This window comes from Kribbella sp. ALI-6-A, assembly GCF_001984195.1.
In the GTDB taxonomy this organism is placed as follows: Bacteria; Actinomycetota; Actinomycetes; order Propionibacteriales; family Kribbellaceae; genus Kribbella.
Genome location: NZ_MTQN01000008.1, coordinates 240,481 through 258,943, shown reverse-complemented (window position 1 = coordinate 258,943; position 18,463 = coordinate 240,481). Strand labels below are relative to the sequence as shown.

Annotated in this window: 22 protein-coding genes; 12 read left to right on the top strand and 10 right to left on the bottom strand. The window is 69.2% G+C overall.

Annotation, left to right across the window (positions count from 1 at the left end; genetic code table 11):
* The first annotated feature begins 20 nt into the window (after nucleotides 1–20).
* Complete coding sequence (locus BWI15_RS07185; RefSeq protein WP_077013513.1) at nucleotides 21–248, top strand: DUF2945 domain-containing protein; 228 nt, start codon at nucleotides 21–23, stop codon at nucleotides 246–248.
* 24 nt (nucleotides 249–272) lie between these two features.
* On the opposite strand, the gene BWI15_RS07180 is transcribed toward BWI15_RS07185, so the two are convergent.
* Genes BWI15_RS07180 through BWI15_RS07170 form a run of 3 tightly spaced genes read right to left on the bottom strand, consistent with a single transcriptional unit; the run spans nucleotide 273 to nucleotide 3,329 of the window.
* Nucleotides 273–506 (bottom strand): hypothetical protein, encoded by a 234-nt coding sequence (locus tag BWI15_RS07180; protein ID WP_077013512.1) that lies wholly within the window; start codon nucleotides 504–506, stop codon nucleotides 273–275.
* Entirely contained in the window at nucleotides 503–1,867 is a 1,365-nt protein-coding gene (locus tag BWI15_RS07175) for a hypothetical protein (protein ID WP_237771179.1), read from the bottom strand. The genes BWI15_RS07180 and BWI15_RS07175 overlap by 4 nt, the downstream gene beginning before the upstream one ends.
* A 10-nt stretch (nucleotides 1,868–1,877) precedes the next feature.
* Nucleotides 1,878–3,329, bottom strand: coding sequence for a flavin-containing monooxygenase (locus BWI15_RS07170; RefSeq protein ID WP_077013510.1), 1,452 nt, complete (start codon nucleotides 3,327–3,329; stop codon nucleotides 1,878–1,880).
* A gap of 71 nt (nucleotides 3,330–3,400) precedes the next feature.
* Here BWI15_RS07170 and BWI15_RS07165 point away from each other — a divergent pair, with 71 nt between their 5' ends.
* The 6 genes from BWI15_RS07165 (at nucleotide 3,401) to BWI15_RS07140 (ending at nucleotide 8,505) form a co-directional block, all read left to right on the top strand.
* Complete coding sequence (locus tag BWI15_RS07165) at nucleotides 3,401–4,024, top strand: TetR/AcrR family transcriptional regulator (RefSeq protein ID WP_237771178.1); 624 nt, start codon at nucleotides 3,401–3,403, stop codon at nucleotides 4,022–4,024.
* A gap of 157 nt (nucleotides 4,025–4,181) precedes the next feature.
* The gene (locus BWI15_RS07160) at nucleotides 4,182–5,039 is read left to right on the top strand and encodes an EamA family transporter (protein ID WP_083750632.1); all 858 of its coding nucleotides are present in this window, start codon (nucleotides 4,182–4,184) and stop codon (nucleotides 5,037–5,039) included.
* 69 nt (nucleotides 5,040–5,108) lie between these two features.
* Nucleotides 5,109–6,008 carry an ABC transporter ATP-binding protein gene (locus BWI15_RS07155; RefSeq protein ID WP_077013509.1) on the top strand — a complete coding sequence of 300 codons (900 nt, stop codon included), beginning with the start codon at nucleotides 5,109–5,111 and terminating at the stop codon, nucleotides 6,006–6,008.
* Entirely contained in the window at nucleotides 6,005–6,739 is a 735-nt protein-coding gene (locus BWI15_RS07150) for an ABC transporter permease (RefSeq protein ID WP_077013508.1), read from the top strand. The genes BWI15_RS07155 and BWI15_RS07150 overlap by 4 nt, the downstream gene beginning before the upstream one ends.
* Nucleotides 6,740–6,763: 24 nt before the next feature.
* Complete coding sequence (locus BWI15_RS07145; RefSeq protein WP_143465434.1) at nucleotides 6,764–7,900, top strand: sensor histidine kinase; 1,137 nt, start codon at nucleotides 6,764–6,766, stop codon at nucleotides 7,898–7,900.
* Nucleotides 7,897–8,505 carry a response regulator transcription factor gene (locus BWI15_RS07140; RefSeq protein ID WP_077013507.1) on the top strand — a complete coding sequence of 203 codons (609 nt, stop codon included), beginning with the start codon at nucleotides 7,897–7,899 and terminating at the stop codon, nucleotides 8,503–8,505. Before BWI15_RS07145 ends, BWI15_RS07140 begins: the two co-directional genes overlap by 4 nt.
* Here BWI15_RS07140 and BWI15_RS07135 read toward each other — a convergent pair.
* Nucleotides 8,502–9,299, bottom strand: a complete 798-nt coding sequence (locus tag BWI15_RS07135; RefSeq protein WP_077013506.1) for an aminoglycoside adenylyltransferase domain-containing protein — start codon at nucleotides 9,297–9,299, stop codon at nucleotides 8,502–8,504. The two genes, BWI15_RS07140 and BWI15_RS07135, sit on opposite strands and share 4 nt — an antisense overlap.
* Nucleotides 9,300–9,381: 82 nt before the next feature.
* Here BWI15_RS07135 and BWI15_RS07130 point away from each other — a divergent pair, with 82 nt between their 5' ends.
* Both BWI15_RS07130 and BWI15_RS07125 read left to right on the top strand, forming a co-directional pair.
* Entirely contained in the window at nucleotides 9,382–10,479 is a 1,098-nt protein-coding gene (locus BWI15_RS07130; RefSeq protein WP_077013505.1) for a sulfite oxidase, read from the top strand.
* A gap of 89 nt (nucleotides 10,480–10,568) precedes the next feature.
* Entirely contained in the window at nucleotides 10,569–10,793 is a 225-nt protein-coding gene (locus BWI15_RS07125; RefSeq protein ID WP_077013504.1) for a hypothetical protein, read from the top strand.
* A 293-nt stretch (nucleotides 10,794–11,086) separates the two neighbouring features.
* Here BWI15_RS07125 and BWI15_RS07120 read toward each other — a convergent pair whose 3' ends face one another.
* The 5 genes from BWI15_RS07120 to BWI15_RS07100 all read right to left on the bottom strand — a co-directional run bounded on the left by BWI15_RS07120 (nucleotide 11,087) and on the right by BWI15_RS07100 (nucleotide 14,355).
* Entirely contained in the window at nucleotides 11,087–11,359 is a 273-nt protein-coding gene (locus tag BWI15_RS07120) for a MafI family immunity protein (protein ID WP_077013503.1), read from the bottom strand.
* Nucleotides 11,360–11,480: 121 nt separating this feature from the next.
* The gene (locus tag BWI15_RS07115) at nucleotides 11,481–11,927 is read right to left on the bottom strand and encodes a hypothetical protein (protein ID WP_077013502.1); all 447 of its coding nucleotides are present in this window, start codon (nucleotides 11,925–11,927) and stop codon (nucleotides 11,481–11,483) included.
* 70 nt (nucleotides 11,928–11,997) lie between these two features.
* A complete protein-coding gene (locus BWI15_RS07110) occupies nucleotides 11,998–13,434 on the bottom strand; it encodes a multicopper oxidase family protein (RefSeq protein WP_237771177.1) in 1,437 nt (478 codons plus the stop codon).
* A gap of 16 nt (nucleotides 13,435–13,450) precedes the next feature.
* Nucleotides 13,451–13,861, bottom strand: a complete 411-nt coding sequence (locus BWI15_RS07105) for a hypothetical protein (protein WP_077013500.1) — start codon at nucleotides 13,859–13,861, stop codon at nucleotides 13,451–13,453.
* On the bottom strand, nucleotides 13,858–14,355 hold the full coding sequence (locus BWI15_RS07100; protein WP_077013499.1) for a DUF1707 SHOCT-like domain-containing protein: 498 nt from the start codon (nucleotides 14,353–14,355) through the stop codon (nucleotides 13,858–13,860). The genes BWI15_RS07105 and BWI15_RS07100 overlap by 4 nt, the downstream gene beginning before the upstream one ends.
* Nucleotides 14,356–14,691: 336 nt before the next feature.
* Between BWI15_RS07100 and BWI15_RS07095 the strand changes: the two genes are divergently transcribed.
* The 3 genes from BWI15_RS07095 to BWI15_RS07085 are packed head-to-tail and all read left to right on the top strand — an operon-like array spanning nucleotide 14,692 to nucleotide 17,062.
* A complete protein-coding gene (locus BWI15_RS07095) occupies nucleotides 14,692–15,507 on the top strand; it encodes an ABC transporter ATP-binding protein (protein ID WP_077013498.1) in 816 nt (271 codons plus the stop codon).
* Nucleotides 15,504–16,295: an ABC transporter permease gene (locus BWI15_RS07090; protein ID WP_083750602.1), complete on the top strand. Its 792-nt coding sequence runs from the start codon at nucleotides 15,504–15,506 to the stop codon at nucleotides 16,293–16,295. The genes BWI15_RS07095 and BWI15_RS07090 overlap by 4 nt, the downstream gene beginning before the upstream one ends.
* Nucleotides 16,292–17,062 carry an ABC transporter permease gene (locus BWI15_RS07085; RefSeq protein WP_077013497.1) on the top strand — a complete coding sequence of 257 codons (771 nt, stop codon included), beginning with the start codon at nucleotides 16,292–16,294 and terminating at the stop codon, nucleotides 17,060–17,062. The genes BWI15_RS07090 and BWI15_RS07085 overlap by 4 nt, the downstream gene beginning before the upstream one ends.
* Nucleotides 17,063–17,102: 40 nt before the next feature.
* Here BWI15_RS07085 and BWI15_RS07080 read toward each other — a convergent pair whose 3' ends face one another.
* Nucleotides 17,103–18,458 (bottom strand): ABC transporter substrate-binding protein, encoded by a 1,356-nt coding sequence (locus tag BWI15_RS07080; protein WP_077013496.1) that lies wholly within the window; start codon nucleotides 18,456–18,458, stop codon nucleotides 17,103–17,105.
* Nucleotides 18,459–18,463: the final 5 nt, after the last annotated feature.

Below are 18,463 nucleotides of genomic sequence, written 5' to 3'. Positions count from 1 at the left end.
CAGCACCCGGGAGGTATCCGATGAGCGGCAAGACATTCCGCAAGGGCGATAAGGTCGAGTGGAACAGCCACGGCGGGACCGCGTACGGCACCGTGGAGAAGAAGCTGACCGAGCGGACCCACGCGGGCAAGCGCACTGTCGACGCGTCCCCCGACGACCCGCAGTACCTCGTCCGCAGCGACAAGTCCGGGCGTACCGCGGTCCACAAACCATCGGCGCTGCGCCCGGCCGGGAAGGACAAGTCGTGAGCGAAGACCCGGTCTGGCGCGACGTCAAGGACGCGGCGAAGTAGCAGAGTTGTTCGTTCCAACGTCGGCTGAGTGGGCGTCCGACTGGCCGAGGTCGCCGAGATCCGGGTCCCAGTCGTCGTCCCAGTCGTCCTCGTCCGCGCCGGCCTCCTTGCGGCGGGCGATGCGGACGAAGGCGACGATCAGCAAGATCGGGCCGAGGAACATCGCCGTCTCCGGGACGCCGCCCAGGTGCAGCGCGACCAGCAACCCGGTCATGACGCCGACACCAGCGCGATCCCGCCGGCGGTGAAGGCCACCATCGCCGCGAGCATCGGGTACTGCGCCCGCCGCAGCTGCCGGCGACGGAACAGGCCGGTCGCGCGATCGTGCGCGGACACGACCCCGAGTACGTGTCCGAGCACGATCGCGCCGATCTGGACCCCGGCGATCACCCCGGTACCCAGCAGGCCGTAGTTGATTTCGGCCGGCCCGATCCCGAGCAGATCCCAGCCGCGACCGAACGGATCGGTCGCCAGGAGAACCCCATCCTGCCCCTGGAACACCGCGAACGAGAAGTAGTGCGCCACGGCGTACCCGATCGCGATCGGCACCAGCGAGTGCACGAACGCTCCCGGCAGCCCGGCGTTGCCCACGGCACCGGGCCGGACCCGCGCGGCGCCCGTTGCTCGCGCCGCGCCGACGAACAACCCGGTCACGATCGCGACCACGACGATCAGGCCGAGCGTGGAAACCACGATGTGCTGGGCGGATCCGAGCTGGCCGGTCGCCGACGTCCACACCGACCATCGTGAGAGGCCGTCGAAAGCCGTTGATCCCAGCAACAAACAGAGCAGACCGACCAGTCCTGGCTCCTGCGGCATCGTCGCCAGCCCGGCCAGCGGATTGCGCAGCACCAGCCGCCCGTCGGGGCCGCGACCGATCGGACTCAGCCGCGCCAGCACTTCGGCGTACACCTCGAAGCTGTCGCCGATCGCGAACCAGCGCGGGCCGTAAACGATGCCCGTGGCAACATTCACGACGGCGTACGCCGTGACGAACAGCGCGACGACGAGCGGTTCCGATCCGTTCGGACAGACCAGTTCGAGCCAGAGGAACGCGGCGAGCCCGGCGACCGCCGGCCAGTACGCGATGCGGTCCGGAAGGCGGCGCCGGGTTCGGCGCGGAACCAGCGCCGCCAGCGTCCGCAACGGATTCGCCAGCCGCCAAACCGGTCCGAACAGGATCGAGACGGGGATGATCCCGACCCAGATCCAGACGTACAGCCAGGTCGGCGCGGGATTCGACGCCGGGGATGCGCTCCCGAACCACGCGGTGGCGAGCAGCAGCGCCAGCGCGACGAGCCCGAGAACCTTCAGCGCCCATCGCACCACCCGGGCGTCCACCCATCGGGTGAGCACCTCGAGCGGCCTGCCACCGGCGTACTCGAATCGCGGCCTCGCCCAGAACGCGGCCAGCGCGAAGAAGGACACAGCGACCGCGGCGGCCGCCGAGTAGCTCGCCAGCCAGAGCGGGACCGGCAGATCCCCGCGCCCGCCGATGCCGTGCAACGGGATCATCCAGCGCGTCCCTTCGGCTGAAGCTATCCGACCGATCGAATGTAACACGATCGATGTCACATAGCGAGAGTCAGCTCGTCAGGTACTGCCGAGCATCGAAGTGCCTGGTCAGCTGGCGGAAGCGGAAGGTGAACGACGGCCAGAGCGTGGTGTTGCGGCCCTGCGCGTCGAGGTACCAGCTGGTGCAGCCGCCGCGAGTCCAGACCGTGTTGCGCATCGCGGAGCGTACGCCGTCGACGAACTCCCGCTGCACCTCCGGCCGGACCTCGATCCGCTGCAGACCGTCGCGGTCCATCGTCTTCAGCGCGTCCAGGATGTAGGCGATCTGCGACTCGATCATGAACACCATCGAGCTGTGGCCGAGACCGGTGTTCGGGCCGATCAGCAGGAAGAAGTTCGGGAAACCGGCGACCGCCGTCCCCAGGTGCGCCTCCATTCCCCCGGCCCAGGCCTCGCGCAGAGTCCGGCCGTCGCGACCGTGCAGCATGTCCATCACCGGCAGGTCGGTGACCCGGAAGCCGGTGCCGTAGATGATCGTGTCGACCTCGTGCTTCACCCCGTCGTCGGTGACGATCCCGGTCGGCGTCACCTCGGTGATGCCCTCGGTGACCACCTCGACGTTCGGCTGCGCGACGGCCGGGTAGTAGTCGTCCGAGATCAGCACCCGCTTGCAACCGAGCGTGAAGTCGGGCGTCAGCTTGGCCCGTAGCTCGGGGTCGCGGATCTGCTGCTGCAGGTGCTTCTCGGCCACCTTCTGCGCCTGCTTCATGATCCCCGGCAGCTTCGCGAAGCCGAGCACCATCGACTCGCGTGCCCAATAGATTCCGGCCCGGACCGCCTTCTGCACCAGCGGAAACCGCCGGTAGACCGCCTTCTCGACCGCGGTGATCTTCCGGTCCGGCCGCGGCATCACCCACGGCGGCGTGCGCTGGAACAGGTGCAGCTCCTCGACCTCGGGCTGGATCGCCGGCACGAACTGGATCGCCGACGCACCGGTCCCGATCACCGCGACCTTGCGACCACTCAGGTCGAGCTCGTGGTTCCACTGCGCCGAGTGGAACACCTCCCCCTCGAACGACTCGATCCCCGCCAGCTTCGGGTACGACGGCTCGGCCAACGGCCCCATCCCGGACAGCAGGACCTCGGCCGTGAAATCGCCCTGGTCGGTGTGGATCAGCCAGTGGTCGTCGACCCAGTGTGCGGACCGGACCGTGTGGCCGAAGCGGATGTGCGGGCGGACCCTGAACCCGTCGGTGACCTGGCGCAGGTACGCCTCGATCTCGGGCTGCGGCGAGAAGGTGCTCGACCACTCCGGGTTCGGCGCGAACGAGAACGAGTACAGGTGTGACGGCACGTCGCAGCGACAGCCCGGGTAGGTGTTGTCCCGCCAGGTGCCGCCGACGTCCTGGGCCCGCTCGAGCACCACGAAGTCGTCGTACCCGGACTGCTTCAGTCGGACCGCCATGCCGATCCCGGCGAACCCGGTGCCGATCACCACGATCCGGTGGTTCTGCTCGCTCATGCCCGTCCTCCTGCGCTGTGCCGGTGAACTTACTCCCAGTAAGTTACTCCGAGTCAGTTAAGCTGGGCAAGGTGACGACCACCACGGACGGCGGACCGGTGAAACGCCGCCGCGACCGCGCCGCGCGCGAGCGGGAGATCCTCGACGCCGCCGAGCGGATCTTCGGCGACCGCGGCTACCAGGGCACCTCGATGGACGAGATCGCGGCCGACGTCGGCGTCTCGAAGCCGCTGATCTACCAGTACTACGGCTCGAAGGACGGCTTGTTCCTCGCCTGCCTGTCCCGCCTGCGCGCGCAGCTGCTGGACGCCGTCTCCGAGGCCGTGCTCGCGGCGGCCGACGCCGAGCAGGCGATGTACGCCGGCTTCGTGGCCTGGTTCCAGTTCCTCGACGACCATCCGCGCGCGTGGTCGGTGATCGTCGACGAGGGCATGCTGTCGGCCGGACCGGCCGCCCAGGCCGCCGACGAGGTCCGCGCCGACTTCGTCGAGCTGATCGCGACGATGGTCCGGCTCAACGCCCCGGCGACCATCGACGAGCAGGAGATCCAGGTGATCGCGCAGACCATCTCCGGCGCCACCGAGCGCCTCGCCATCTGGCGCACCCGCAGCGACACCCCGCCGTCCGCCGAGAAGACCGCGCGGACCCTGCAGGACCTGCTCTGGCAGGGCCTGCACACTCTGCGCGAGGGCTGACCGCGGACGTCCACCACTGATCAACCCGCTGCGTCGCCGTCCGGTCACGCCTGACGCGGCCCGGAATTCGCAGATGAGCGCCGGTTGATCAGTGGTGCACGTCCGCCTTCTGGATCCCGTCGCGGCCGACCCGCCGCGCCGTGATCTGATCGCCCTTGTGCGTACAGTCCGGGTGCCGCCGACGGCGATGGTGCTGGGCGGCGTCGTCTCCGTCCAGTTCGGCGGTGCGCTGGCAGCGATGCTGATCGCCCGGATCGGGGCCGCGGGCACCGTGTCGCTGCGGCTCGCGCTCGCCGTGCCGATTCTGCTGCTGATCGCCCGGCCGAGCCTGCGGAAACGAACCGGCCGCGACCTGCTCGCGGTGATTGCCTTCGGCATCGTCCTCGGCCTGATGAACCTGACCTTCTACCTGTCCCTGGAACGCCTCCCCCTCGGAGTGGCCGTCACGATCGAGTTCATCGGCCCGCTCGGCCTGGCCGCGATCATGTCGCGCCGCCGCCGTGACTTCATCGCCGCCGGGGCCGCCGCGGTGGGTGTCGTGCTGGTCAACGGCCACGAACTCGCCGAGGTCGACTGGCTCGGGGTCGCCTTCGCGGCCGCGGCCGGCGTCCTCTGGGCCTGCTACATCCTGCTCAGCGCGGAGACCGGACGGCGCTTCGCCCAGCTCGACGGCCTGGCCCTGTCGATCGTCGTCGCCACCGCCGTCACTCTGCCGATCGGGTTCGCCACCGCAGGTTTCTCCGAGCTCCTCCACTGGCACACGCTGCTGGTCGGCCTGTCGATCGCGGTGCTCTCGTCCGTCCTGCCGTACTCCCTCGAAACCCTGGCCCTGCGCACGATGCGTCCGGCAGTCTTCGGCATCCTGATGAGCCTCGAACCGGCCGTCGGCGCCACCGCCGGCTACCTGATCCTCAACCAGTTGCTGACCCCGGTCCAGCTGGCCGGCATGGCCTGCGTGGTCGGCGCCTCGATCACGATCACCCGCACGTCCCGCAGCGAGGCGCCCGATATCTGACGGATGTCATGGGCACCTCGTGACGCCCGATCCAGGCCCGCACCCGCCGCGCGCCGGAGCATTCTCGGTATGACGACAACAACTGCGGTCACCCTCACCGGAGTGACCAGGAGGTACGGCGAAGTGCAGGCCGTGGCCGGGGTGGACCTCACGATCCGGTCGGGCGAGGTGGTGGCACTGCTTGGCCCGAACGGCGCAGGGAAGTCGACCACGCTGGAGATCCTGCTCGGTCTGGTCCAGCCCGACCAGGGCAGCGTCCAGCTCTACGGCAGGTCCCCCGTCGAGGCGATCGCGGCCGGCCAGGTCGGCGTGATGCTGCAGAGTGGCGGAATCATCGAGGACGCGAAGGTCCGCGAACTGCTCGACTTGGTGGCGGGCCTGCACAAGGACCCGCTGCCGGTCGCCGATGCGCTGCAGCGGGCCGGCATCGCGGATCTCGCCGACCGCAAGTTGAAGGCACTGTCCGGCGGACAGAAGCAGCGGGTCCGGTTCGCGATGGCGATCGTCGCCCAGCCCGACCTGATCGTGCTGGACGAGCCGACCACCGGCATGGACGTCGAGTCCCGCCGGGATTTCTGGGCCTCGATGCACGCCGAGACCGCGCGCGGCCGGACCGTGCTGTTCGCGACCCACTACCTGGAGGAGGCCGACGCGTACGCCGACCGGATCGTGCTGATGCGGGCCGGCCGGATCGTTGCCGACGGCACCGCCGTGCAGATCAAGGCGAGCGTGTCCGGCCGGACCATCCGGGCGACCGTGCCCGGCGCCGACCTGGCAGCGCTGGCGGCGCTGCCCGGCGTACGGAACGTCGAGACGCGGGGCGACGTGCTGCTGCTGCAGTGCGCGGACTCCGACAGCACGCTGCGCCACTTGCTGGCCAACACCCCCGCCCACGACATCGAGATCACCTCCGCCGACCTCGAGGACGCCGTTCTCGCGATCGGCGCCGAGCAGGAGAGTCTGGCATGAACCTCGACTACCTGCGGTTCGACATCAAACGGACCCTGCGCAACCGGCGGGTGCTGATCTTCGCGGTGCTGATGCCGCTGGTGCTGTTCCTGATCTTCGGTTCGACGCTGCACTCGGCCGACTCCGAGGGCGGCATCTCGGCGATCGCGTACGTGATGGTCAGCATGGCGATGTTCGGCTCGATGAACGCCGCGATGAGCAGCGGCGGCGTGATCGCGATGGAACGCGACGGCGGCTGGAACCGGACCCTGCGCCTGACCCCGCTCAAGCCCCAGGCGTACGTCGCGACCAAGGTCGTGCTGTCACTGCTGCTGGCGATTCCGCCACTGGTCGTGGTGTTCCTGGCCGGGATGATCGTCGGCCACGTCCACCTCAGCGCCGGCCAGTGGATCTCGGTCGTGCTGGTGTCGTGGCTCGGCGCGCTGCCGTTCGCCGGACTCGGTCTGGTGATCGGGTACGTCGCCAAGCCGGACAGCGTGCAGCCGATCACCGGTCTGACCACGATGCTGATCGCGGCCTTCGGCGGGCTGTGGCTGCCGATCGAGCAGATGCCGCACGCGATGAGAACGATCGCCGAGCTGACCCCGGCGTACTGGACCGGACTGAGCTCGCGCAGCGCGCTGTCGGACAGTGGGCTGGACCTGCATGCCTTGCTGATCGTGCTGATCTGGACCGTGGTGCTCGGCGCGATCGGGCTGAGCCGGTTCCGCGCGGACACCGCCCGGGCCTGAGCCGAGAGCGTTACCGTGACGACCGTGAAGAACAAAGCGACGCTGGTCGACGCCCTGGCCGACGGAGCCCGGCCGGGGCGCAGCCGGCCGAGCCGGTGGGGCTGGCTGGCGGCCGCGATCTGGTTGTTCTACCTGGCCAATCCGCTGCAGGAGATCGTCCAGCACAGCCACGGCATGGTCCGCGTGGTCGGCGTCGTGGCGCTCCTGCTCTTCGCGGCCGGCTACATGGTGTTCTTCATCTGGATCCGGCAGGTCGGACTGAACGCCAACGGCATGCCGGTGTGGCAGCGGATCGGCTATCTGATCCTGCTGCTCCTGCTGGCCGCGCTGATGCTGCCGGCTGCCGGGCAGACCACGTTGACGACGCTCGTCTACATCACGGCGATCGCGATGGTGTCGCTGGATCTGCGGGTGTCGATCCCCGTGATCCTGGTCCTGCTCGGCGGCGCGGAACTGTCGATGCGGCTCGTTCCCGGCTGGCACGACGACAGCAGCTACGGCCTCGCGATCTTCCTCGCCGCGCTGGCCGTGTTCGGAATGCGGCGGGCAATTCAGCGCAGCATCGAACTGTCCATCGCCCGCCAGGACTTCGCCGAGCTCGCCGTCCAGGAGGAGCGCAACCGGTTCGCCCGGGACCTGCACGACATCCTCGGCCACTCCCTCACCGTGATCACCGTCAAGGCCGAACTGGCCGGCCGGCTGATCTCCGCGAACCCCTCGCGCGCCGCGATCGAGGTCGCCGAGGTCGAGCAACTGGCTCGCGCCGCCCTCGCCGACGTCCGCGCCGCCGTCGCCGGCTACCGCGAACTGAGCCTCGCCGGCGAACTCGTCGCCGCCCGCTCCGCGCTCGACGCGGCCGGCATCCGCGCGGATCTCCCGACCACGGTCGACGCCGTCCCGGAGTCCCACCGCGAACTCTTCGCCTGGGTCGTTCGCGAAGGCGTGACGAACGTCGTACGGCACTCGGGCGCCCGGCGCTGCACGATCCGCCTCACCGCGACCGAGATCGAGGTGCTGGACGACGGTCGCGGTCCGGCCCCTTCGCCGGGCGGTCACGGCCTGATCGGGCTCCGGGAGCGAGCCGACCAGGTGGGCGGCACCCTCGCGGTCGGCCAGGCGCCCGGCGGAGGATTCCGGCTGACTGTCAGAGTGGGCCCGTGAGCATCCGACTGCTGATCGCGGACGACCAGGCGCTGGTCCGCGGCGCCCTCGCGGCGCTGCTCGACCTGGAACCCGATCTCGACGTCGTCGCCGAGGTCGGCCGCGGTGACGAGGTCGTCGCGGCCGCGCAGCAGAGCACGCCGGACGTCGCGCTGCTCGATGTGGAGATGCCCGGGCTCGACGGCATCGAGGCGGCCGCGGCGCTGCGTACCGCCGTACCGGGTGTGCGGATTCTGATGGTCACCACGTTCGGCCGACCGGGTTACTTGCGGCGTGCGATGGAGGCGGGGGCCGCGGGGTTCGTCGTCAAGGACACTCCCGCCACGCAACTGGCTGACGCCGTACGCCGGGTCCACCAGGGGCTGCGCGTCGTCGACCCGTCGCTGGCCGCTGAGACTCTGGTCGCCGGGACCAGCCCGCTGACTGCACGGGAGACCGACGTTCTGCGCGCGGCCCGGTCCGGCGGAACCGTCGCGGACATTGCCCGCGAGCTTCACCTCTCCGAGGGCACGGTTCGCAATCACCTGTCGTCGGCCATCGGAAAGACCGGCGCCCGGACGAGGGCCGAGGCCGCCCGCATCGCCGTCGACAACGGCTGGCTCTAGCTCACGTACGCACGAAAGGCCTCCAGGGCCTCGACATCCCATGCGTGCCCGTCGGTCCCCCGTTCCTCCGGCGCGACCACTCGCGCACTCCGGTAGCAGCGCAGCGCCTGCTCCACGATCCCCCGGTGTTCTTCCGGGAGCGCGGCCAGCGCCCACTCCCCAGCCTCGTCCTTGCTGACCACCGCGCCCGACTCCCGGACCATCAGCACCCGGCACGCGTTCAGCACGCCGTAGTACGGCTCGGCCAGGAGATCCACGTCCGCGAGATCGGCCTCGATCGCCGCCAGATACTCCTCCGCCGGCACCGGCGCGAACACGTCCTCCGGCGCAGGCCCACTCACCGCCACCCCACGCCGCCGTACGACGCTGACGTGCGCCGCCAGATCCGGATCCCGATGCGTCGCCGCGTAATTCACCTGACCGGCCAGAATCCTCTCGGTCCAGTACGCCGAGTAGTGCACCTCGAACTCCCGCGTGGCCTCCGCCACCTGCCGCTCGGTCAGTACCGACAACTCCAGATCTCCCAGCATCGGCCGTGTCGCCGCCCGTTCCGCCAGGGCGCGTGCCGCCCGTTCGCGCTGCGCCGGGCTCAGGCTCTCCCGCACGACGATCAGCAGATCCACGTCGCTCTTGGCCCGGTAGAAGCACCCCATCGCCAGCGAGCCGTGCACGTACACCCCGAACGGCTCCAATCCGGTGGCCGCGAGCGCCTGCTCGACGTACCGGCGGAGGTCCGGATCGCAGTCGGCCCACGACTGCGCGCGGTCGGCAGGATGCGGTACGTCGTACGCCATGCCCTGACGGTAGCGGCGACCCAGTCTTGCCTTGCCCACGGCCGCCCGGCATAGGCTGGCCCCCAGGGGAGAGGAATCCGCGATGACGGTCGAACAGTTCAGCACCAAGGCCCGCCTGGCTGACACCGGCGAAGGCATCACCACCGACGAGCTCCAGCTCGCCGCCCGCAACCACGGCATCCCGCTGGAGGCGCTGCGCTACGACCTGACGCCACCCGGGCTGCACTACGTGCTGGTCCACTACGACATCCCGCTGACCAACGCCTTCGACTGGCGCCTCACCGTCGGCGGTTGCGTCGAGCAACCGATCGACTTCGGCCTGACCGAACTGCGCGCGATGGGCCGCCAGACCGTGCGCGTCACACTGGAGTGCGCCGGCAACGGCCGCGCGAACCTGCAGCCGCGCCCGATCAGCCAGCCCTGGCTGATGGAAGCCGTCGGCACCGCCGAGTGGACCGGCGTACCGCTGGCGGCGCTGCTCGCCGCGGCCGGTGTCCGCGAGGACGCCGTCGACGTCGTCTTCACCGGCGCCGACCACGGCGTCGAACGCGGCATCGAACAGGACTACCAACGCGGCCTGTCGCTCGCCGAAGCTCTGGAGTCCGACGCCCTCGTCGCCTGGGAGATGAACGGCCTCCCCCTCCCACCCCAGCACGGCTACCCCCTCCGCCTGATCGTCCCCGGCTGGTACGGCATGGCCAGCGTCAAGTGGCTCCGCTCGATCGACCTCATCGACCACGAGTTCACCGGCTACCAGAACGCCGTCGCGTACCGCATCCGCACCGAACCCGACGAGCCCGGCACCGCCGTCACCCGCATCGAGCCCCGAGCCCTGCTGATCCCACCTGGCCACCCCGACTTCATGTCCCGCCACCGCTTCGTCCAGGCCGGCGAGGTCACCCTCCAAGGCCGGGCCTGGTCCGGCTGGGCTCCGATCGACCGCGTAGAAATCAGCACCAACGCCGGCGCCACCTGGCAAGACGCCACGTTAGATGCCCCCGACAACGAAGACCTCTCCTGGCGCTCCTTCTCCTACGCCTGGAAGGCCACCCCCGGCGAACACGTCCTCACCGTGCGAGCCCACGACAAGTCCGGCCGCTCCCAACCGGTCGAGGCAGCGTGGAACCGAGGCGGCTTCGCCAACAACACCGCCCAGCGCCTCACTGTCCTGGTCCAGTAAAACCCGCGTGTCGCTCCTGGCGTCGCCCACTTCCCGTCACATCATCGGAAGTGGGCAACGCACGACTCTCACTCCAGGAGACAAGCGCGATGAACGGGACAGACCTGCACCTCCACGCCAGGATCTTCCGTACGGGCACCACGTGGTACGCCGACATCGACGACCCGGAAGACCCCCAGCCGGAAGACCCCTTCTGGTACGGCCAGTACGAATCCCAACGAGCCGCCATCGACGCCGCCTGCGCCCGCATCGCGGCCCTCCGGCTCGCCCAGTGCAGCCGCATCAGTCACGAATCGATGGTCGGGTCCGCGTAGCTTCGGGCCTGGGCTCGCGTCGCCGTAACGGAGGACGGCGTACGCCGGACGCAGTACCCCGTCCCGGACCAGCGGCTCGATGGCTGTGAACAAGCGATCGGTCCTCGAGCTGGCGCTCGAGAATCCGCACCGCATCTCGCGCGTCACCCAATACCGCTCGAACTTCAGTACGGTCCGCACCAAGCTTGATCGGCCCCAGGCCGACGTACCCCTCGACTGTCCACGTCATCGTCGCCAGCCTCCCGTGCTTCGAACGAAGACGTCCGGAGCTGCATCCGCGTGCCCACCATCCGTCATTTCGGATCTTTGACCTGCTCAAGCAGGGCCTGCACCAGTTCGACCGCGTTCATCTCGTCGGCCAACTCCTGCAGTCTCGCGTGATAGGCGGTCGAGATCGGCAGGTCGTCCTCGTAGATCCACTCGCACAGCGTGTCGAAGGCCAGGTCGTATTCACCGACGACGATCAATTCACGGACGTCCTGAATCACCTTCGCCCGGGTGATCGGCGAGTCGTTCAGGAGTTCGATGAGCCTGCTCCGGTACTGCGGGTACTGCGTGTGGTTCACCCGTTCCTCCGGTCCTCGGACTGGCCCATGTCAGCCTAGTACCTGGCGCCGTCGCCAGCGGTGGACCTGACGCCGATCGCTGACAGATCAGCCAGTCGAGCCGCCAGGTCATGGTGCTGGTCTACTCGACCGGCTTGCGGCGCTGGGTGAAAATGCCCGAGACCAGCGCGGCGAGGGTCAACGCCGGGAGCGCGGTGGCGGCGGTTGTGGCCGTGTAGTCGAACCACGTGGGTGACCAGTCGACTGTGGTGAGGAAGAGGTTGGTGCGGTCGTCAGGGTCGACAACTACGGGGACGTAGGCGCCGGAGGCAGGGAGAGTGACGAGCTTCTCGGCGCCTTGGACGGCGGTCGGGACGGAAGTGTCGGGGTGGCGGACCATCACCGTGGGCATCGTGGCGTAGATGGTTCGGGGGCTGTAGACGGCGACGACCTCGACCTCGCGGATGGGTTGGGTCTCGACCAAGCGCTGGTTGTCGTCCAGGCGGGAGAGGGCGATGGGGGTGATGACCAGGCCGGCCAGGAGGGCAGCGGTGGCTGCGGTGGTGCGGAGGGTGGTCGGCCAGGTCATCTTTCAGGGATACCGCACCCGAGGCGGGTGCGCAGGTCGGCCCGTGGGGTCGATATGCGATTGATGCGGGTTACTCCGGCTCGTTGGCTGCGTCGCCGCCGATCTCGTACGGCGTACTGACCCCCTCGTACATCAAATGGGTCATCAAACCCTGCGAAGCGTGCGGGAGATTGTGGCAGTGGTCCATCCACACGCCGGGGTTGTCGGCCAGGAACGCGATTTCGTAGGTTTCCTTGTCGCCGACCTCGAGGGTGTCGACCCACCACGGGGTGCCGGTCGACTTCACGCCGTTGCGGGACAGGACCACGGCGTGGTGGCCGTGCAGGTGCATGGGGTGGGACTGGCCGCTGGTGTTGGAGATGGTCATCTTCACCACGTCGCCCTTCGCCACCATGAACATCGGGACGTCGGGGAACTTGTGGCCGTTGATCGTCCACCACAGGCCGGGAACTCCGTCCAAAAAGCCAGGGCGGCGGCCGATGCGGTACTCGAAGGTGCGGTCGGGATTCGCCACGTCGAGGCCGAGAGCGGCGGAGGTGCCGTAGGTGAGGAGGTCAACGGTTGCTGTAGGCAACGGATCGCCAGGCGGGGTGATGTCAGGAGGAGCAAGCGCCAGGGAGGTGCCGCCGGCATCGAGCCGTACGCCGTTCGCCGGGATGGTGACGTCGAAATCCACCCGCGCGCCCGCGGCCAGCGGAAAGGCGTCCGTCGTGGGCGTAGGCCCGCGCAACTCCCGACCGTCGACCGCGACAACCCTGAACGGCGCACCGACCAGACCGGTGCGGACCAAAGCGTTGTCGGTGTTGACCACCCGTACGCGCAACCTCGTACCAGCCGCGACGTCGACACGCGACGAGCCGGTGCGCCCGTTGATCGTACGGCGGTCGTCGTAGGTGTGGATCGCGGCGACCAAATCACGCACCGGCACCCGATCCGCAATCACGATCGTCCCGAAGAGACCGTCGCGGACCTGCTCGCTGGACACCTGATGGGAGTGATACCAGTAGCTCCCCGCCTGGTCCGCGCGGAAGCGGTAGACGTGCTTGCCACCTACCGGTACGGCGTCCTGCGTGACGCCGGCGACGCCGTCCTCCGCGTTCGGTACGTCGATCCCGTGCCAGTGCAGCGTCGCGCCGCCGGGCACCGACTCGTTCACCAGCGTGACCTCGACCAGATCACCAACGGTGGCGCGGATCAGCGGCCCCGGCGACGACCCGTTGAGCGTGAAGCCGTCGACCGATTCCCCACTCGCCAGCGTGAACTTCTGCTTCCGCGCGCTCAGCGTCAGTACGACGTCCGCCGCGCCCGTGCGTGGACCGATGAGATCCGCGACACTGGAGCCGCCGTGGTGATGATGCTCGCCCGACGAAGCGGGCCCACCGCCGTAATCCGCGAACCCCATGTCCGTCGCCGAGTACGTCGACGGCACGAGGCTGGTCGCCCACAGGTAGGCCAGCGGCGCGAGCACCGCCAGCGCGACCCCGAGGGCGATCAACCTGTTGCGCACCGGAGGTCTGTTGCCCTCAGCCACTGGTTGCCACCTGTGGAATCGACGCCCGCCGGGACGCCGCACCGGCGACGCCCGCGATCGCGAGCCCGTTGATCCCGTGCAGGAGGCCCAGCGCCGGGATCCCGAACGACACCACCGCCAGCAGGAACTGCAGGACCACCAGCCCGACCACGATCCCTGCCAGCATCCGCCCCCGCGGTACGTCGGTCAGGAACGACACGATCAGGAAGATCAGCGCGACCAGCCCGATCGCCGTACCGGCGATGCTGTGGTAGCTCTGGCCGAAGTTCGTGTAGTCGGCACCGATCGTGACGCCGTCCTCGGCGTCGGCCGCGGTGGTGAACCCGGCCAGCGCGATCGCCGCGACCTGGAGCACCACCGCGATCGCGATCGCCGACGCGAGCGCCCGGTACGCCGTCCTCATGCCCGACGCTCCTGGTGACGCTTCTTCCACAGCACCACTCCGGCGACGATCAGCAGCAGCGGCAGCACCGGCGGATGCCCGCCACCCGCCACACAACCGATCGACGCGATCACCACGAGGCCCGCCAGGGCGATCAGCAAGGGCAACGGCACCCGCGCGAACGGACCACGGGCCGCCCAACCCGGCCGCTCACCGCCCCGCGCTCCCGGTCGATCCGACTCCGCCTCGGCGGACGTCCACGGCGGCCGCGTCCACCCGAACGGCCCGGCCCACGCCTCGCCCGGCCCATCCGCGACCCGCTCACCGCCCGGAAGATCCGCGAACAACGCCGCCAACTGACCAGCGGTCTTCGCCTGCAGCACCGCGTCGATCCGCTCGGCGTGCTCCTCCGAGCTCAGCCGCCCCGCCTCGTAGTGCTCGCCCAGACGCTTGACCGCGTCCTCGCGCTCCCGGTCCCCGATCCGGACGTTGTCGCCCGGTCTCTGCTCGTTCATGACACTCCTCGGTTCGCCGTTTCCTGACGTCACCGATCGTGTCGCCGAACACCCCCGCACCGCGTCGGCTCGGCGGCGACACCTGCGCTACCTCGGGAGGAGCAGCCTGCGCCGCCCGAGGTAGTCCGGCGTACTCCCCACGGCGTACGCCGACTCAGGGCCCCACTCAGGGTCGTTCCCTCACCCGACACGAAAACCCCGAGCGCCTCCGGAACAGCCCGGCTAAACTCGTCCGCGGTCGCCCGCCGTCATGTGGGTCCGGCTGCCGGCAGACTCCGGCTCGCTCCATCGACCCCGGCTCCCCAGTCTGCGTGGGCCGGCCCCTGGAGGCGCAGCATGCGCAGCGACGACGCGATCCGCGCGACGCAACTCACCAAGGTCTACAAGTACTCCGAGCAGGCGCCCGGCCTCAAAGGCGCCGTCAAGGGCCTGTTCAAGCCCGTACGCCGTGAGCGCACGGCGGTCGACGCCGTCACCCTGACGTTGCCGAAGGGCCAGGTGATCGGCCTGCTCGGCCCGAACGGCGCGGGCAAGACCACCACGATCAAGATGCTCTGCGGCCTGCTCCGCCCGACCGGGGGCGAACTGGAGGTGCTCGGCCACCAGCCGCACAAGAGGTCGTTCGACTTCCTCAGCCGGATCTCGGTCGTGTTCGGCCAGAAGTCGATGCTGTGGTGGGACGTCTCGACGTACGACTCGCTGCTGATCCACCGCGAGATGTACGCGATCCCCCGCCCGGTCTTCGACGCGAGTGTCGCCGAGCTGACCGAACGCCTCGACGTCGCGCACCTGATCAACATCCCGGTCCGCAAGCTGTCGCTCGGCCAGCGGATGCGCTGCGAGCTCGTCCTCGCCCTGCTCCACGGCCCGGACCTGCTGTTCGCCGACGAGCCGACGGTCGGCCTCGACGTCGTCGCGAAGCTTGCCCTGCGCAACTTCCTGGCCGAGCTGAACCGGGACCACGGGACCACGATCGTGCTGACCAGTCACGACATGAGCGACGTCGCCGCCCTGTGCCAGCGGATCGCGCTGATCGACCACGGCGTGATCGGGTTCGACGGCAACCTCCAGGAGTTGAGGCAGCGCAGCGGCCAGCACGCCGACGCGGATCTCGACCAGGTTTTGGCCGCGATGTTCCGGGGCCGCTCATGACCCGGCAGTTGCGGCTGCTCCGGATCCTGACCGTCCAAGAGGTCCGGATGATGATGAACCACCGCGGGTGGCTCTTCCTGCTCCAGGTCGCGAACGTGCTGCCGCCGGCCATCGCCCTCCTGGTCTGGCACGGCGCCGTCGACCAAGGCGCCGACCCGCCCGTCTCCACGACGTACCTCACGAGCTACCTGGTCCTGGTCAGCGTCGTCGCGATGGTCACCTCGAGCTGGACGTCAGGCTTCCTCGCCGCCTCGATCCGGCTCGGAGGCCTCAACTCCTGGCTCGTCCGTCCCTGCTCGACCCACCTGTCGTACCTGGCCAACAACTCCGCCGAGAAGCTGCTCAAACTGGGCCTGATCGCTCCGCCGGTCGTCGTCCTGGGCCTGGTCTTCCGCCACGACCTCCGGCTGCCCGGCGAGCCACAGCGTTGGCTCCATTTCCTGCCGGCCCTGATCATCGCCGCCGCGATGACGTTCGCCTTCGACATCCTGATCGGCTCGCTGGCCTTCTGGATGGAGGACATCGCCGCGATCGACCGCCTGCGGTACCTGCTCGCCAGGCTGCTGTCCGGAGGGCTCGTCCCGCTCGCGCTCTTCCCGGCCGTCTTCCAGCCGTTCCTCGCCGCCCAGCCGTTCCGGTTCCTGGTGTCGTTCCCGCTCGAAGTGCTGCTCGGTACGACGCACGCGATCGACTACGCCTACCAAGCCGGTTGGTTCGTCGTCCTGGTCGGCGGCGCCGTCCTGGTCTGGCGACGCGGCCTGCGCGACTACCAAGGAGCCGGAGCATGACGCCCCGGCTGTTCTGGGCCTGCCTCAAGCAGGCGATCCGCCGGGACCTGCAGTTCCGCAGCCAGACCGCGATCAACGCGTTGTCGTCGATCGGCGACCTCGTCCTCGGCGTCGTACCGGTGCTGATCCTGACCGGCGCCGGCGGCACCACCTGGACCGGTCCCCTGGCCGTCGTCGTGGTCGGCGTCTTCGGCATCTCCACCGGTCTGATGGACTGCTTCGTCCGGCCGAACCTGGCCAAGATGCACGGCTACGTCCGCCAGGGCGATCTCGATCTGATCCTGATCCGGCCGGTCAACGCCCAGGTGTTCGCGACGCTGCGCTGGATGGAACCGGCCGAGCTCGGCCGGGTTCTGTCCGGCGCCGCGATGGTCGCCGTCGGCCTGCACTTGGCCGACGTCAGGCCCGGTCCGGGCTTGGTCCTCCAGGCGGCCGCGTGGGCAGCGATCGGCTTCGTCGGATTCAGCCTGCTCTGGGCCAACCTTGCCTACTCGGCGTTCTGGTTCGACAGCGCCGACCCGATCAACGAGATCGCGTCGCAGCTCCGGGAGGCCGGCAAGTACCCGATCAGCTACTTCACCGGCGCGGCCCGGCTCGTCCTGATGACGCTCGCGCCGGCCGGCCTGGTGGCAGCGGTGCCGGTCGAGACGCTGACCGGCGCCACCTCACCGCTGCTGTTCGCCGTGCCGGCCCTCGCGGCGGCGATGCTCCTGACCAGACTGCACTGGCAGCTCGCCAGCCGGAGATACAGCAGCGCGAGCAGCTGAAACGGCGTACCAGCAACTGGTACGCCGTTTCAGCAGGCTCTCAGGACGCCGCCGCCAGGATCTGGTTCACGTCCTCGTTGGCCTCGGCCAGCGAGGACGGCTCCTTCTCGAACGACATCACCGCGTCCATCGCCGGCACCATCACCGCGGTGACGTCGGCCGCGTTCGGGTTCGCCGGGTACGCGAAGACGTCGCCGGCCTCCACCGGCTCCAGGAACGGCGTGACGTCCCATCCGTCCGCCTCGAACGCCGCCTTGGCCAGCGGCAGCGAGGCGCTGACCGCCGGGAACACCACCCCGGCCTTGGCGACGATGTCCTGCGCGGTCTTCGACCCGAGGAACTTGACCCACGCCCACGCCGCGTCCCGCCGGGTGGTGTCGGCCCAGATCGTGTCCGCGAGCCCGTTCATCATCGACACCCGCTTGCCGATCGGCCCCTGCGGAAGGCGGGCCAGCTTGGTCTTCACCTGCTTCAGCCCGGCGTACGTCTCGAGCATCCAGGACCCGTTCGGGGTGATCGCGTACTTGCCGGCCCCGAACGACGTGGTCACGTCGACTCCGGACTTGGCCTGCGCGTACGTCGGCATGTACCCCTTGGTGATCAGCCCACGCCACCAGGCGATCGTCTCGGTGAACTTCGGGTCGTCGTAGAAGAACTTGGTCCCCCACGGCTCGCCCTCGGAGTACTTCCAGCCGTTCGACGCGGCGTACCAGCTCCAGCTGGTCTGGCCGTCCGCGCCGCCGGCGTCGCCGTACCCGAGTCCGTAGACCTTGATGTTGTTCTTGTCGAAGCCGGGCTGGTCGCCGCGCCGGCCCTTCGCGTCGACGGTCAGCCGGGCGACGATCTGCTCGAACGTGCCGCCGTCCCGGGGGTTCCAGGTCATCGAGTTGAGCTGCTCGGTGCTGATCCCGGCCGCCTCGGTGAGCGCGCTGTTGTAGAAGTAGACCTCGGTGTCGAAGTCTTTCGGCAGGCCGTACCGCTTGCCGTCGGCACCGATCCAGCGATCGGCCAGGCCCTGCTGGTAGATCGACAGGTCGACCCCGTCGCGCTCGACGAACTCGTCCAGCGCCAGCACCTGGCCCTTGTCGGCGAACAGCGGGTACTTGGCCGAGTGCGAGGTGAACACGTCGGGCGCCGTACCGGAGATGAAGCCGGTGACCAGCTTGTTCCAGTAGTCGTTCCAGCCGTACTGCTCGATCTTCACGCTGTACTGCGGGTTCTCCTGCTGGAACACCTTCGCGCACTCGGTGTACATCGGCAGCTGGGCGGAGTCCCACAGCCAGTAGATGACCTCGCCGGAGCCGCGCGAGGCGGCCCCGTTGTTGCAGCCGGCCACCGCCGAGGCGGCCAGTCCGGCCAGCGTCCCCTTGAGCAACGTGCGTCGTGAAATGTTCATCCGAC

Bases quoted from the DNA above. Each gene is read 5' to 3' on its own strand.
- BWI15_RS07115 (WP_077013502.1), bottom strand. From the start codon at position 11,927: ATGACCTGGCCGACCACCCTCCGCACCACCGCAGCCACCGCTGCCCTC.
- BWI15_RS07105 (WP_077013500.1), bottom strand. From the start codon at position 13,861: ATGAGGACGGCGTACCGGGCGCTCGCGTCGGCGATCGCGATCGCGGTG.
- BWI15_RS07170 (WP_077013510.1), bottom strand. From the start codon at position 3,329: ATGAGCGAGCAGAACCACCGGATCGTGGTGATCGGCACCGGGTTCGCC.
- BWI15_RS07095 (WP_077013498.1), top strand. From the start codon at position 14,692: ATGCGCAGCGACGACGCGATCCGCGCGACGCAACTCACCAAGGTCTAC.
- BWI15_RS07135 (WP_077013506.1), bottom strand. From the start codon at position 9,299: ATGGCGTACGACGTACCGCATCCTGCCGACCGCGCGCAGTCGTGGGCC.
- BWI15_RS07155 (WP_077013509.1), top strand. From the start codon at position 5,109: ATGACGACAACAACTGCGGTCACCCTCACCGGAGTGACCAGGAGGTAC.
- BWI15_RS07130 (WP_077013505.1), top strand. From the start codon at position 9,382: ATGACGGTCGAACAGTTCAGCACCAAGGCCCGCCTGGCTGACACCGGC.
- BWI15_RS07090 (WP_083750602.1), top strand. From the start codon at position 15,504: ATGACCCGGCAGTTGCGGCTGCTCCGGATCCTGACCGTCCAAGAGGTC.
- BWI15_RS07180 (WP_077013512.1), bottom strand. From the start codon at position 506: ATGACCGGGTTGCTGGTCGCGCTGCACCTGGGCGGCGTCCCGGAGACG.
- BWI15_RS07125 (WP_077013504.1), top strand. From the start codon at position 10,569: ATGAACGGGACAGACCTGCACCTCCACGCCAGGATCTTCCGTACGGGC.
- BWI15_RS07080 (WP_077013496.1), bottom strand. From the start codon at position 18,458: ATGAACATTTCACGACGCACGTTGCTCAAGGGGACGCTGGCCGGACTG.
- BWI15_RS07150 (WP_077013508.1), top strand. From the start codon at position 6,005: ATGAACCTCGACTACCTGCGGTTCGACATCAAACGGACCCTGCGCAAC.
- BWI15_RS07085 (WP_077013497.1), top strand. From the start codon at position 16,292: ATGACGCCCCGGCTGTTCTGGGCCTGCCTCAAGCAGGCGATCCGCCGG.
- BWI15_RS07185 (WP_077013513.1), top strand. From the start codon at position 21: ATGAGCGGCAAGACATTCCGCAAGGGCGATAAGGTCGAGTGGAACAGC.
- BWI15_RS07100 (WP_077013499.1), bottom strand. From the start codon at position 14,355: ATGAACGAGCAGAGACCGGGCGACAACGTCCGGATCGGGGACCGGGAG.